Annotated in this window: 11 protein-coding genes; all 11 read left to right on the top strand. The window is 53.2% G+C overall.

What is annotated here, in order from left to right; genetic code table 11:
- The first annotated feature begins 10 nt into the window (after positions 1-10).
- The 11 genes from J4772_RS25010 (at position 11) to dgoD (ending at position 13,535) form a co-directional block, all read left to right on the top strand.
- Complete coding sequence (locus tag J4772_RS25010; RefSeq protein WP_247740848.1) at positions 11-1,186, top strand: ABC transporter substrate-binding protein; 1,176 nt, start codon at positions 11-13, stop codon at positions 1,184-1,186.
- 5 nt (positions 1,187-1,191) lie between these two features.
- On the top strand, positions 1,192-2,367 hold the full coding sequence (locus J4772_RS25005) for a CaiB/BaiF CoA transferase family protein (RefSeq protein WP_087568975.1): 1,176 nt from the start codon (positions 1,192-1,194) through the stop codon (positions 2,365-2,367).
- Positions 2,368-2,371: 4 nt separating this feature from the next.
- On the top strand, positions 2,372-3,145 hold the full coding sequence (locus J4772_RS25000; RefSeq protein WP_209071872.1) for an enoyl-CoA hydratase/isomerase family protein: 774 nt from the start codon (positions 2,372-2,374) through the stop codon (positions 3,143-3,145).
- A gap of 29 nt (positions 3,146-3,174) precedes the next feature.
- A complete protein-coding gene (gene aldA, locus J4772_RS24995; RefSeq protein ID WP_209071871.1) occupies positions 3,175-4,641 on the top strand; it encodes an aldehyde dehydrogenase in 1,467 nt (488 codons plus the stop codon).
- 120 nt (positions 4,642-4,761) lie between these two features.
- Positions 4,762-5,604: an MBL fold metallo-hydrolase gene (locus J4772_RS24990; RefSeq protein WP_247740847.1), complete on the top strand. Its 843-nt coding sequence runs from the start codon at positions 4,762-4,764 to the stop codon at positions 5,602-5,604.
- A 4-nt stretch (positions 5,605-5,608) separates the two neighbouring features.
- Complete coding sequence (locus J4772_RS24985; RefSeq protein ID WP_209071869.1) at positions 5,609-8,074, top strand: glycoside hydrolase family 2 TIM barrel-domain containing protein; 2,466 nt, start codon at positions 5,609-5,611, stop codon at positions 8,072-8,074.
- 140 nt (positions 8,075-8,214) lie between these two features.
- Positions 8,215-9,045 (top strand): fumarylacetoacetate hydrolase family protein, encoded by an 831-nt coding sequence (locus J4772_RS24980; protein ID WP_209071868.1) that lies wholly within the window; start codon positions 8,215-8,217, stop codon positions 9,043-9,045.
- A gap of 3 nt (positions 9,046-9,048) precedes the next feature.
- Positions 9,049-10,101 (top strand): zinc-dependent alcohol dehydrogenase, encoded by a 1,053-nt coding sequence (locus tag J4772_RS24975; protein WP_209071867.1) that lies wholly within the window; start codon positions 9,049-9,051, stop codon positions 10,099-10,101.
- On the top strand, positions 10,098-11,096 hold the full coding sequence (locus tag J4772_RS24970) for a phosphotransferase family protein (RefSeq protein ID WP_209071866.1): 999 nt from the start codon (positions 10,098-10,100) through the stop codon (positions 11,094-11,096). The genes J4772_RS24975 and J4772_RS24970 overlap by 4 nt, the downstream gene beginning before the upstream one ends.
- A complete protein-coding gene (gene eno, locus J4772_RS24965) occupies positions 11,083-12,387 on the top strand; it encodes a phosphopyruvate hydratase (RefSeq protein WP_209071865.1) in 1,305 nt (434 codons plus the stop codon). The genes J4772_RS24970 and eno overlap by 14 nt, the downstream gene beginning before the upstream one ends.
- The gene (dgoD, locus tag J4772_RS24960; RefSeq protein WP_209071864.1) at positions 12,387-13,535 is read left to right on the top strand and encodes a galactonate dehydratase; all 1,149 of its coding nucleotides are present in this window, start codon (positions 12,387-12,389) and stop codon (positions 13,533-13,535) included. The genes eno and dgoD overlap by 1 nt, the downstream gene beginning before the upstream one ends.
- Positions 13,536-13,538: the final 3 nt, after the last annotated feature.

The following is a 13,538-nucleotide window of genomic DNA, read 5'->3' as shown; positions in this document are numbered from 1 at the left end:
AGAGATGGTGATGAAATTGAAATTAAAAGGAATGACATGGTCTCATGAGCGCGGCTTGAACCCATTGGCAGCCGCCTCTGAGGCGTTCCGCAAGCTGGAGCCTAACGTCGAGATTGAATGGGACGCGCGTTCTCTGTCTGATTTCGAGCTGTATCCGCTGGAGCTGCTTGCAGATACCTATGATCTCATTATGATTGATCACCCCCATATAGGAACAGCAGTTGCGAAGGGACTGCTGTTGCCCTTGAATGATCGGGTAGAGGAGGCTTTTCTGAAGGATCAGGAGCTTCATTCGACAGGATTAAGCTACGCCAGCTATACGTATGAAGGCAAGCAGTGGGCGCTGCCTGTGGATGCAGCAGCTCAAGTCAGCGCCTACAGACAGGATTTGCTGGATCAGGTCGGTCTATCGCCTGCCCGAAGCTGGAGCGACGTGCTCGCCATCGCCAAGAAACTGCCCAAAGGGCAGTCAATTGGCCTACCGCTTGTGCCAGTGCATGCGTATTCAACTTTCTTCACGTTATGCGCGCAGCTGTCGAACCGGGCCTATTGGAGTGAAGGTCTTGATCTTCCTATGGAGGTAGGCGAGCAGGCGCTTGCGCTTATGGAAAGCCTGATGCCGTATGTACATTCGGAATCGGTGCATCAGGATCCCATTCAAATGCTGAATCTTATGGGTACCAGCAATGAAATAGCGTACATTCCGCTTATCTACGGGTATTCCAATTATGCGAGAGTCGGCTTTCGACCGTACCTGGCGAGCTTCGGCAACATTCCATCTGACAGCGGCGTGCCAAGCGGCAGCATGATTGGCGGTGTAGGGCTTGCGATTTCGTCGCAATGCCGGCATTCTGACATCGCTGCCAGTTTCGCCGTTATGGTCGCTTCACCAGAGTTCCAGCGCACCTCGTTTTTCCTGAATGACGGTCAGCCAGGCCATCGGGAGGCATGGCTGGACCCCGAGGTGAATCGTCTCTCCGGCGGCTTCTTCAAGAACACGCTGGACACATTGACACACGGCTCCATGAGACCGCGTTTCCATGGCTATATCAGCTTCCAGGAGCAGGCTGGCAATCTGATTCGGTACCGCCTGATGAATCAGGCGCCGGAGCGGAGAACGGTTATTCAAACCTTAAACGAAATGCATATACAGGTTAGACGAGAGCATCAGGAAACGGGGATGTGAGCAGAATGAAGCTGCTGGAGGATATTGTTGTACTGGATTTCAGCCAATATCTGGCAGGTCCTGTCTCAGCGCTTCGGTTAGCCGATTTGGGGGCGCGAGTCATCAAGATCGAAAGGCCGAACGCGGGTGATGGAAGCCGCCAGCTGACATTGTCAAATCTAAGGGTAGACGGAGAGAGCACCGTATTCCAGTCTATGAATCGGAACAAGGAAAGCTATGCTGCCAACCTGAAGGACCCCTCTGATCTCGCAAAAGTAAAACGGTTGATCCAGCAGGCGGATGTCATCATTGAAAATTTTCGCCCCGGCGCTATGGAGAAGCTCGGTCTTGACTATGAATCGGTCAAGGCGCTGAATCCTGGCATTATATACGGCAGCATTACTGGCTACGGCGTGGAAGGCCCTTGGAAGAACAAGCCGGGTCAGGATTTGCTGGTTCAATCTATGTCCGGCTTAGCCTGGCTGAACGGCGACGGCGAGCAGCCGCCTGTTCCCTTCGGATTAGCAACAATTGATTTGCATACCAGCTCCGTATTTGTTCAGGCCTTGCTGGGCTTGCTGTACAAGCGAGAGAAGACCGGTCAGGGCGGACTAGTGGAGATCAGTCTGATGGAGGCGGCTCTGGATTTCCAATTCGAAGTGCTGAGCGCTTATATGAACAAAGAGCCGAGAGAGCTGCCCAAGCGAAGCAGGTTCCGGAATGCCCATGCTTACCTTGGCGCGCCATATGGCATCTATGAAACAAAGGATGGCTATATCGCGCTGGCTATGGGCTCCATTCTGACATTAGGCGAACTGCTGCAGTGCGAAGAGCTGCTCGTCTATACGGAGCGGTCAGCTTGGTTCGATGAGCGGGACACCATTAAGGGAATATTGAATCGTCATCTGAAGACGAGGTCGACAAAGGAGTGGCTCGATATTCTCGAGCCGGCCGATTATTGGTGCGCTGAGGTGTTCGATTGGGAGCAGACTCTTCAGCATGAAGGCATCAAGGTGCTGGATATGTTCCAGGAGGTCGTAAGGCCAAGCGGCGAGGTGTTCAAGACGACGCGTTACCCGGCAAGGGTGAACGGACAGCTGCTCAAGCATGAGAAAGGAGCGCCTCCAGTCGGCGAGCACACGGTACGAATTAATAGGGACTTCGGTCTTGAGGGTTCGGTGGACAACGATGGAGGGAGGTAAGTCGATGGACAACAACGATATTCGATATGAGGTTGACAATTATGTAGGAACGATTACGCTTGCCAGACCGGGCAAGCTGAATACCGTCACGCGGGCGATGGGCGAGCGGCTCAGCGAGCTTTGTCAGGGGATCAACAAGGATAAGGGCGTACGAGTCGTCGTTCTCACCGGCGAAGGCGAGAAGAGCTTCTCCGCCGGCAGCGACATTGATGTGCTGGATGATTACGGAAGTCCATGGGATCTGCGTAATCGAGATGATTATTGTATGGCGATTCGCAGCATTCGCAAGCCTGTCATCGCTATGGTTAATGGGTATGCCATTGGCGGAGGACTGGAGCTTGCGCTGCAGGCCGATATTCGTATGGCGTCATCCAATGCCAGGTTCAGCGCAGCTGAAATTAAGCTGGGCTGGATCGGAGGCAGCGGAAGCACGCAGTTGCTTCCGAGAATTGTAGGTGCAGGCAAGGCTGCGGAGATGGTGTTGACGGGGAGGCTGTTGTCAGCGGAGGAAGCTTTGCGTTGCGGATTGGTTGAGCAGGTCGTGGAGCCTGGTGAGCTGAAGAAGCTGGTCTACGAGACGGCAGGCGCCATCGCGGCATATAGTCCAATCGCTGTTGAGAACGCGAAGCTTGCACTTCGAGCGGCCATGAATATGCCGCTTGACGCAGGCCTGCAATATGAGAACAGCCTGTTCTCCTTCTGCTTCACGACAGAGGACGCGCAGGAGGGCAAGGCAGCCTTTAAGGAGAAGAGAGCTCCGCAATTCAAGGGCCAATAATAATAGAAGCGAAAGGGAGATGGAGCACAATGATGAAGGGCAATCGCAATGGACAAGACTATTATCGTTTATATATAGACGGTCAATGGGTGGAGGCATCATCGGATCGGCTGATTGAGGTGCAGAACCCGGCGAATGAAGAGGTGATTGGACGGGTAAGCGATGCCTCTGCCGAGGATGTGCAGAAGGCGCTGGAATCGTCCGAGCGGGCGCAGCAGGCGTGGCAGGCGCTGCCTGCCGTGAAGCGTGCGTCTTATTTGGTCAAATTGGTGGAGAAGGTGAAGGAGAAGCGCGAGTTCCTAGCCAAGCTGCTGGTGATGGAACAGGGCAAGACGTATCGTGAGGCGCTCGGAGAAGTGGAAGATACGATGGCTTATATGATGTTCGCCGTGGAATCCGCCAACAAAATTAAAGGCGATATTCTTCCTTCCAATAAGGAAGGCGAGATGCTGCAGATTCGCAAGGTGCCATATGGCGTCACTATTGGCTTATGCGCATGGAACTATCCGCTGGCCTTGATCGGCAGGAAGCTTGGACCGGCGCTTGTGACGGGCAATACGATGATCATTAAGCCGCATGAGCTTACGCCAATCGCTTCGGCCGAATTTTTTAACCTGATTCATGAGGCAGGCTTCCCTCCTGGCGTTGCGAACTTCGTGACAGGCACAGGCGCGGAGGTGGGACAGCTTCTGGTGAGCAGCCCAATTACGAAGATGGTAACGGTAACCGGCAGCGTACGCGCGGGTCAGCAGATCTACAAGGCGGCTTCCGACAACATTACCGCATTGTCTCTGGAGCTGGGCGGCAAAGCCCCGTTCATCGTATTGGAGGATGCTGATATTGACCAAGCGGCGGCAGCGGCTGTCTCAGCCCGATTCGCGAACTGCGGGCAGGTATGTGTGTGCAATGAGCTGGTGCTTGTTCACGAGATGGTGGCGGAAGCCTTCACAGCCAAGCTTCTGGAGCATATGAAGGCTATTAAAGTGGGGGATCCTTTCGACAGCACTGTAACGATGGGGCCTAAGGCGAATGGCAATGATCTGCAAAAAATTGACGACATTGTTCAAGAAACGGTAGCCCAAGGCGCCAAGGTAGCCTTTGGAGGCAAGCGTCCTAGCGGCGGCATCTTCGATAAGGGCTATTGGTATGAGCCGACTGTCCTTGTTGATGTGAAGCCGGACATGGCAGCTGCGCAGAAGGAGATATTTGGCCCGGTGCTGCCGATTGTAAAAATTAAAAGCTTCGAAGAGGCTATCAAAATTGTAAATGCAAGTGAACTAGGCTTGGCCGCCTATCTGTTCACGAGCGATATCAAAAAGATGATGCACGGTACTGACGTCATTCAGGCAGGCACTGTATTCGTCAACCAAGGTATGTCGGGCTGCATGCAAGCCTACCACAGCGGTCACAAGCTGAGCGGTCTTGGCGGTGAGGATGGCGAATATGGGCTTGAGGGGTACATGCAGAAGCGAACTGTTTTCATTAATTATAAGTAATTGTCGTCAGATTGGCCTGCGGTCTACCGACCGCAGGCTGATTCCTTATTAGGAATAGGTGGTGAAGGATAAATGCTGCAAGGCTCGCGCATACGAGCTAATGAGAGGCTGATTGACGAAATGAATGCAACAACTCCGCCTTACGGCACCCTTGCGATCTGGCTGCTGGGCCAGGAAAGCATTGTGGTGAAGGGGGACGGCATCCTTCTCTACTTCGATCCCTTCGTATCCGATGATGTGAGGAGCAAGCTGGGTCTCCAGCGATTGTATGAGCCGCCGCTTGTTCCAGCCGATATTACGAATGCTGCTGTCAGTCTCATTACGCATGACCATGAGGATCATCTGGATGCCGGTACGATGAAGGTTATCTGTCATAGCAGCCCGGACAGCCTTGTTGTCGTTCCCAAATATTGCGCCAGCACGATTGTGGAGCTTGGCTTTGCGCCTCATCGTGTCTTCAATGCCCATACAGAGGAGCCTCTGTCGCTGCTTGGCGATCGGCTTCAAGTATGGTCTATACCGGCCATGCATGAGCAGTTCGAAGTTGACGCTGGCGGGGAGCATCGGTATGTCGGATACGTCATCCGATTGAATGGCGTGACCCTGTATCATGCGGGAGATACGCTGGTCTATGACGGATTGGCCGCACGGCTGCGGAGTGCGTGCATAGATGTAGCCTGTCTGCCTATTAATGGACGCGACTATTATCGCGCCAGCCGGAATATTGCCGGCAATATGAATTATCGGGAGGCAGCGGAGCTGTCTTGGGAGATTGGCGCGGACACCGTGATCCCTCTTCATTATGATACGTTCGATTGGAATACAGAGAAGCCGGGCTCGTTCGTGCAGTATGTATACGAGCAGTATCCGGAGCAGAAGTGTCATCTGTTGGCGCGCGGGGAACGCTTCATCTATGTGTCGAGCTTCGCATTTATGAATGAGAATGAACCAAGGGAGAGATAGCGAGATGAGAGGAATTCCTTTTATACAGGACTGGAAGTTTATGCTGGGGGAGCCGGAGTCTCCCCATTTGCTGGTAACGGATGATACCTCATGGCGAACACTGGATCTGCCCCATGATTGGAGTGTGGAGTTCCCGTTTGATCAGGAGAAGGGGGAAGCCTGCACCGGCTATCTGCCCGGGGGAATTGGCTGGTATCGCAAGCGCTTCACGTCCACGCCTGAGATGATCGGAAGCAAGATCATCATCAACTTCGACGGCATCTATAATCGGGCAAGCATCTATTGCAACGGGCAGCTTGTACGGTTCCATCCCTACGGCTATTCGCCATGCCTGGTGGATATAACGGATTGCCTGCATGCTGAGGGCGAGGACAATCTCATTGCGGTGAAGGTCGATCATTCCCGCTACGCGGACAGCAGATGGTATACGGGCTCCGGCATTTATCGAAAGGCAGCCCTTCATATTATGCCTAAGCTTCATATCCCCGTGTGGGGCACCTATTACACGACGCCGGTCGTCGATGATGCGTTTGCTGTTGTACGTGGGGTCATCACCTTGCGGAATGATGAAGCGGGCCTGCAGCAAGCGGAACTGATCGGCAGCCTCTTCGGACCGGATGGTCAGCTTGTAGCCAAGGAGAGAGTGAGCTGCTCTCTGGTAGGTAATCAATCAGAGGAGCTTCAGATGGAATGGAAGATTCCGAATCCGGAGCGATGGGAAATTCATGATGGCAAGCTGTACCGCGCAATTGTTGAGGTAGTGGGAGACGGACGGACCATCCAGACGGTAGAGGATCGTATAGGCATACGAGAGTTCCGATTCGATGCCGACAAAGGCTTCTTTTTTAATGGAAGGAACACGTTAATTAAAGGGGTCAATCTGCATCATGATGGCGGGCTTGTTGGCGCGGCGGTGCCTCTGGATGTATGGAGACGCAGGCTGGAGACGCTGAAGGCATGCGGATGCAATGCCATCCGGACAGCCCATAACCCAGCCTCGGAGGACTTCCTGGATCTATGCGACGAGATGGGCTTCCTGGTGCAGGAGGAGTTCTTCGATGAATGGGATAATCCGAAGGATAAGCGCAGCAACGGCGGGGAGCAGCGGGTGGATTATATTACGCGGGGGCATGCCGAATATTTCCGCGAGTATGCCAAGCAGGATCTGCAGGACACGGTGCTGCGGGACCGGAACCATCCTTGTATTTTCCAATGGAGCATAGGCAATGAAATTGAATGGACGTATCCGAAATATAATGAGGCGACCGGCTACTTCGGCATGAATGCATCTGGAAATTATTTCTGGACACTTCCGCCGAACAGCAAGGATAAAATTCGCGAGATCATTCAGGGGCTGCCAAGAGACGCCTATGACATTGACAAGACAGCCCGGCTCTTGACACGCTGGACCAAGGAGCTGGATACAACGAGACCCGTTACAGCGAATTGCATTCTGCCCAGCGCAAGCTACGAAACGGGCTATATCGACGAGCTGGATATTGCAGGGTACAGCTACCGCCGGGTGATCTATGATTACGGACATCAGCATTATCCCGACAAGCCGATACTGGGAACGGAGAATGTAGCCCAGTGGCATGAATGGAAGGCGGTGCTGGAGAGAGAGCATATTCCGGGCATCTTCCTCTGGACAGGCATCGATCATATGGGCGAAGCCATTCAGAAGCCTTGGCCGCGGAAGGGCTCCAATCTTGGTCTGCTGGATTTCGCCGGGTTCCAGAAGCCTTCCTATCATATGTTCAAGAGCTTATGGAATGAAGAGCCGAATGTCCATCTCGTCACGCAGGCTTTGGAGGAATCCTTGTATCGCCTGAATGAGGCCGGTGAGCTGGTGGAGAAGGTGCCTGGCGGCTGGCAGGAGAGAGTGTGGTTCTGGCATGACGTAAATTCCCATTGGAACTATAGGGATGGAGAGCTGGTTGTGGTGGAGGTATATTCCAATTGCGAAGAGGTTTCCTTGTATTTGAACGACACCTTGCTTGCCGCCAAACGCCTGGAGCAGTTCGAGGACCATATCTACAAATGGGCAGTGCCTTATGCCGCAGGAGAGATGAGAGCTGTCGGCAAGCGAGCCGGTGAATCAACCTCTGCCAGTATTTATACGGTAGGCCCCCTTCATACCATCAAGCTGCTTGTGGACAAGGACACCCTCCAGATTCATCCCGATCATGTCATTCATGTAACCGTTCAGCTATTGGATGAACAGGGGCATGCCATTACGAACCAAAATGTGGAGCTTGCCTTCGAGGTTGAGGGTGAATGCCGCATTCTTGGGGTAGACAATGGCAGCCCTGACAATGTGCAGACTTATCAGAGCACAAGCCTTGTGACAGAGCAGGGCAGAGGACTGCTCCTTGTACAGGGCACCAAGCCAGGCGAGCTTGCGATAAAGGCGATATGCACTTCTATCCAAGCCGTATCCAATACCTGTAAGGTTAAAGTCGTCGAATAGGCCTCGCGTGAGTCGATAGAAACTTGTTTCGATTTTAATCGGAAAAATCCAACAATATGGCGAATTGTTTCATTTAATTGCGGGATAAGCCGTGATACGATTCTATTATCAATTCGATATCCCATGAGGAGGCAACAAGAATGAAGCTGGTACACATTCAATTAGAGGGCAAGTTAACCTGCGCGGTTGCGGGAGAGCAAGGGATTCTGCCGATTGAAGCGAGCCTGGAGGACGTTATTGCCGGAAGGGCTGATGCAACGGAACTTGCCGCTGCAAGCCATGGTGAGTGGCTGCCGGAGCAAGAGGTAATGTTCGCACCCTCCATACCGGCAGGGAAAAAAATTATTTGCGTCGGTCTTAATTACAAGAAGCACGCGGAGGAGGCGGGACTCCCCGTACCTCAGGTGCCTATTCTGTTCAACAAATTCTCCAATGGCCCCGTCGGACATGGAGTGGAAGTGGGGCTTCCCGCTCAAGCGGTCAAATACGATTACGAGGCTGAGCTGGGCATCGTGATCGGCAAGACGGCCAGAAACGTCAAACAAGAAGAAGCGCTGGATGTCGTATTCGGCTACTGCAACGTCAATGACCTGTCTGCGCGTGATCTTCAGATGCGTACGAGCCAGTGGATGCTTGGCAAAATATTAGACGGCTTCTGTCCGGCTGGCCCTTATCTTGTCACAGCGGATGAAGTAGGCGATCCCAACGCGCTGGATATTAAGCTATATCTAAACGGGGAGCTGCGGCAGAGCTCGAACACGAGAGACATGATTTTCACCGTTCCAGAAATTATTCAATACATCTCCCAATATATGACGCTGGAGCCTGGCGACCTTATTCTTACCGGGACGCCTGAGGGCGTGGTGGCCGGTTATCCGGAAGAACGTCAGGTTTGGCTGAAGGACGGGGATGTCGTCACCGTTAAAATTGAGAAGCTCGGAGCCTTGACCAATGTCATGAAGGGATGCTGATCGATGAAAGCCTTGGTTATCCGCAACCCGCATCATATGCAACTGGAGGAGATGGAGGCCCAGCCGTTAGGTCCTCATGATGTTCGAGTTCGATCCAAGGCCGTCGGCATCTGCGGGACGGATCTCGAAATTTATGAAGGGCAGATTTCCTCCGATTTCGTGAAGTATCCCGTTGTACCTGGACATGAATGGAGCGGAATAGTCGTAGAATGCGGCACCGAGGTGACAAGCGTCAGGCCAGGGGACAGGGTCATTGCCGAAGGCTTATTGTCATGCGGCAGCTGCGCCTACTGCCGAGAAGGGCGGACGAATCTCTGCCATCAATATGATCAGCTTGGCTTCACCCGCCCTGGCGGCGGGGCGGAGTTGGTCATTGTTCCTGCCCGAGCCGTCCATCTTATCCCGGCTGAAGTCTCCTATGAAGCTGCTGTATTAATCGAACCGGCTGCGACGGTACTTCGCGGCATTACGAGAACGCCAATTCAGCCTGGAATGAAAGCGGTTATTATTGGACCTGGTACGCTTGGTTTGTTGACCGTACAGCTATTGAAAGCTTTCGGCGTGGATTGCATCTGTCTGATCGGACGGAGGAATGAGCAGTTGGAGCTAGGACGAACTATCGGCGCTTCGCATTTCGTCAACAGCCGCATTATGGACGTGCACGCCGCCATCCAAGTCTGGACAGAAGGGCAAGGCGCTGACCTCATTGTCGAGACATCTGGCAGTGAAGAGGCGGTCAGGCTTAGCATGGAGCTGGCGCGCAGCGGAGGCCATATTGTGCTGACTGGTGTCGCTGGAACAGGCAAGAAGCTAGTCGTGGAGAGCGATTATATGATGCTGAGAGATTTGACTGTGCATGGCATCTTCTCCTATACGACGAAGTCCTGGCATCAAGCGCTGAAGCTGTTGGAAGCCCACAAGCTGGAGCTGGAAGTGCTTATTACGCATCGCTTCTCTATTGACCAATACGAGGAGGCTTTTGAAGCGCTGCGGAACAAGACGAAGCCAACAGTCAAAATCGTCATGCTACATGATGGAGAGGAGTTGGCACCATGATTCTGGGGTCTGCAAACGAGGTGAGAGCTTACCTGCTGAGTGTGGAGTGGCTGACCGCTGACGAGCCGAGTGTCATTACCGAACTTAGCGGAGGCGTAAGCTGTCAGGTATGGAAGATTGTAACAGGCCGGGGGCGATGGGTGTTAAAGCAAGCTCTTCCTCAGTTAAAGGTTCAATCGGAATGGTTCTCAGATGTAGCTAGAATTGAACGGGAGCAGGAGGCGATGCTCGCCTTGTACCCCCTGCTGGATGTTGGTCAAGTTCCCTCAATCGTCTATCAGGATAAGGATGCGTATCTATATATGATGACCTGCGCGCCAGAAGGAGCGGTAACCTGGAAGTCGCAGTTACAGGAGGGACACTTCCGGACAGAAACGGCAGAGGCTGTCGGAAGGATGATGCGGAGGATGCATGTGGCAAGCCGAAGCCTTCCGATGGAGAGCATCGATTCACTTCAGGATATGAAGTATTTTGATGAGTTGCGCATCGATCCGTTCCATAATGAACTAGCCAGGAAATACCCTGAGCTGCTTGGCCCTATTGAGGACTTGAAGCGGGAAGTGACGGAGGTTGGCCGTTGCTTTGTGCATGGCGACTTTTCGCCCAAAAACATACTGGTTGCGGGATATGATGAGGTCATATTACTTGATTATGAGGTCGGACATTGGGGCAATCCGGTGTTCGATCTGGCCTTCTGTATCGGCCATCTCGTACTGAAGGGAATAGCATACGGGCGTGAGGAGGATGCGAGGCGGAGCATTGAAGCGTTATTATCTGGTTATGGTGCCGTCCCTTCAGGACTCATGAAGCATCTAGGCCTTATGCTGTTGGCAAGGATAGATGGCAAATCGCCAGTGGAGTACATCACGAATGCCGCGATGATGGAGCATGTAAGTTGGTTAGGCAAGCAATGGTTGTTAAGTTCGAGCAAGGAGCAGGCAAGAGAAGTAATTGCGCAAGGTTTGGGAGTGAGGGTCGGCCATGGCCAAAATTAAACATGTTATCGGGAGAGAAATACTGGATTCACGGGGATACCCAACCGTAGAGGTCGATGTTGTCCTGGAGAGCGGACATCGCGGGCGTATGATGGTCCCGTCAGGTGCATCGACAGGCAGATTCGAAGCATGGGAACTTCGGGACGGCGAGCCTGCACGCTTCCAGGGCAAGGGAGTACGGAAGGCCGTTGACCATATCAATCATGAGCTGTCGAAGGCTGTTGCAGGTGTCGAGGCGGGAGAACATCATATGCTGGATCAGCTGCTTGTAGAACTTGACGGCACGCCTAACAAGTCGAGAGTGGGAGCCAATGCGATTCTTGGCTTATCCTTTGCAGCAGCTCATGCCCAAGCGGCAGCCGAAGGCCTGCCCTTGTATCGCTATTTCGCCAACCGGTTTCTAGCTGAAGGAGATACGCCTGCTCTACCGCTGCCTATGGTCAATATCATTAGCGGTGGTCTGCATGCCGGGGGCAATATTGATATTCAGGATTTTCTCATTATGCCGGTAGGAGCTTCCTCCTATCCGGAGGCTCTGGAAATGATATCAGCCGTTTACTTCCGTACGCAGCGCTTACTAGCAGCCAAGGGCTATCAATCCCGCCTGCTCGCGGATGAAGGGGGATTCGGACCTGCCCTTGGCAGTCATGAAGAGGCGCTGGATATATTGTGCGAGGCGATCGAAGCATGCGGCTATAAGCTGCGAGATGATATGGCGATTGCACTAGATGTTGCAGCCTCCCATTTCTACGAAGAGGATAAGGGTATATACCGGCTGGGAGCGGATCATCGAATGCTGCAGTCCGAAGAAATGGTAGCGCTGCTGGAGTCATGGGTAGACAGGTATCCCATCATCTCGATTGAGGATGGACTAGCTGAAGAGGACTGGAGCGGCTGGGTGCTGCTTACGAAACGTCTTGGCCACAAGATCCAACTAGTGGGAGACGATTTATTTACTACCAACCGGGAGCGAATTCAGAGAGGAATTCTGGAGAAGGCGGGCAACGCTGTTCTTGTAAAGATGAATCAAATCGGTACGTTATCGGAGACTGTGGAGGCGATCAAGCTCGCCGAATCCTCGGGCTTGTTAACCGTTATATCTGCTCGATCCGGCGAGACTGAGGATTATACGCTGGTGGACCTTGCAGTGGGGCTGAACGGCGGTCAGATTAAGATCGGCTCTGTAGCTGGTTCCTCGCGGCTCGCCAAATATAATCAGCTGCTCCGAATTCATGAAGATATCGGCAGGCATTATGCGGGAAGGGCCGCATTTCAAGGGAGGTTCGAGTAATGAAGATAACGGATATAGAGCTGTTCCAGATTGAGCCTAGATGGCTGTTTGTGAAGATCAGCACGGACACGGGCTTCGAGGGCTGGGGCGAGCCCATTCTGGAAGGCAGGGCCTCCACCACCAGGGCGGCGGTTGAGGAGCTGAAGGATTACCTGATAGGGAAGGATCCGCTGAAGATCGAGGATCTCTTCCAGGTCATGTACCGCGGCGGCTTCTATCGGGGCGGTCCCATCCTCATGAGCGCGATCTCAGGTATCGAGCAGGCATTATGGGATATCAAGGGCAAATACTACAACGCGCCGATCTACGATCTTCTTGGCGGCTCGGTACGCGACAAGATCAAGGTGTACGCCTGGATTGGCGGAGATCGGCCAAGCGATGTGAGCAATCATGCCCTGATGCAGGTTGCCCTGGGCTTCAAGGCGCTGAAAATGAACGCAACGGAAGAACTTCATTATATAGACGATTATAGGAAGATCGACCAGGCCGTTGAGCGGATGCAGGCTGTGCGGGCTGCGGTGGGGCCGGATGTCGGCATTGCGGTTGACTTCCATGGCAGGGTGCATAAGTCGATGGCCAAGATTCTTGTAAAGGAGCTGGAGCCGTTCAGACCTATGTTTATTGAGGAGCCTGTGCTGCCGGAGCATAACGAAGCGCTGAGGGACATTGCTAGAATGACGAATACGCCGATTGCAACGGGCGAGCGTATGTATACGCGCTGGGGCTTCAAGCAGCTGCTGCAGGATGGATATGTAGATATTATCCAACCAGACCTCTCCCATGCAGGCGGTATTCTGGAGACAAAGAAGATCGCAGCTATGGCGGAAGCATACGATGTCAGTCTGGCGCCGCATTGCCCGCTTGGACCGATCGCGCTGGCCTCATGCTTCCAGGTCGACAATTGCACGCCGAATTTCGTTATTCAGGAGCAAGGGTTAGGCATTCATTATAATCAAGGCAGCGATGTTCTCGGCTACTTAAAGGACCCGGATGTATTCCAATATGAAGCGGGTTATGTGCGCATGTCCGGCAAGCCTGGCCTCGGTATTGAAATCAATGAAGCTGCGGTCAGAGAAGCGGCCAAAAAGGGGCATAACTGGCATTCCCCTATCTGGCGCAACGAAGACGGCTCCTACGCGGAATGGTAAATA

The sequence above is a fragment of the Cohnella sp. LGH genome, assembly GCF_017671885.1.
GTDB lineage: Bacteria > Bacillota > Bacilli > Paenibacillales > Paenibacillaceae > Cohnella > Cohnella phaseoli.
Note: the sequence above shows the minus strand (reverse complement) of the source record. Positions and strands in the feature narration are given on the sequence as shown.

What these genes read in the sequence shown, in the direction of transcription:
- J4772_RS24970 (WP_209071866.1), top strand. Translation starts at nt 10,098, where the DNA reads ATGATTCTGGGGTCTGCAAACGAGGTGAGAGCTTACCTGCTGAGTGTG.
- J4772_RS25005 (WP_087568975.1), top strand. Translation starts at nt 1,192, where the DNA reads ATGAAGCTGCTGGAGGATATTGTTGTACTGGATTTCAGCCAATATCTG.
- dgoD (WP_209071864.1), top strand. Translation starts at nt 12,387, where the DNA reads ATGAAGATAACGGATATAGAGCTGTTCCAGATTGAGCCTAGATGGCTG.
- J4772_RS24985 (WP_209071869.1), top strand. Translation starts at nt 5,609, where the DNA reads ATGAGAGGAATTCCTTTTATACAGGACTGGAAGTTTATGCTGGGGGAG.
- J4772_RS25010 (WP_247740848.1), top strand. Translation starts at nt 11, where the DNA reads ATGAAATTGAAATTAAAAGGAATGACATGGTCTCATGAGCGCGGCTTG.
- J4772_RS24975 (WP_209071867.1), top strand. Translation starts at nt 9,049, where the DNA reads ATGAAAGCCTTGGTTATCCGCAACCCGCATCATATGCAACTGGAGGAG.
- aldA (WP_209071871.1), top strand. Translation starts at nt 3,175, where the DNA reads ATGATGAAGGGCAATCGCAATGGACAAGACTATTATCGTTTATATATA.
- eno (WP_209071865.1), top strand. Translation starts at nt 11,083, where the DNA reads ATGGCCAAAATTAAACATGTTATCGGGAGAGAAATACTGGATTCACGG.
- J4772_RS24990 (WP_247740847.1), top strand. Translation starts at nt 4,762, where the DNA reads ATGAATGCAACAACTCCGCCTTACGGCACCCTTGCGATCTGGCTGCTG.
- J4772_RS24980 (WP_209071868.1), top strand. Translation starts at nt 8,215, where the DNA reads ATGAAGCTGGTACACATTCAATTAGAGGGCAAGTTAACCTGCGCGGTT.
- J4772_RS25000 (WP_209071872.1), top strand. Translation starts at nt 2,372, where the DNA reads ATGGACAACAACGATATTCGATATGAGGTTGACAATTATGTAGGAACG.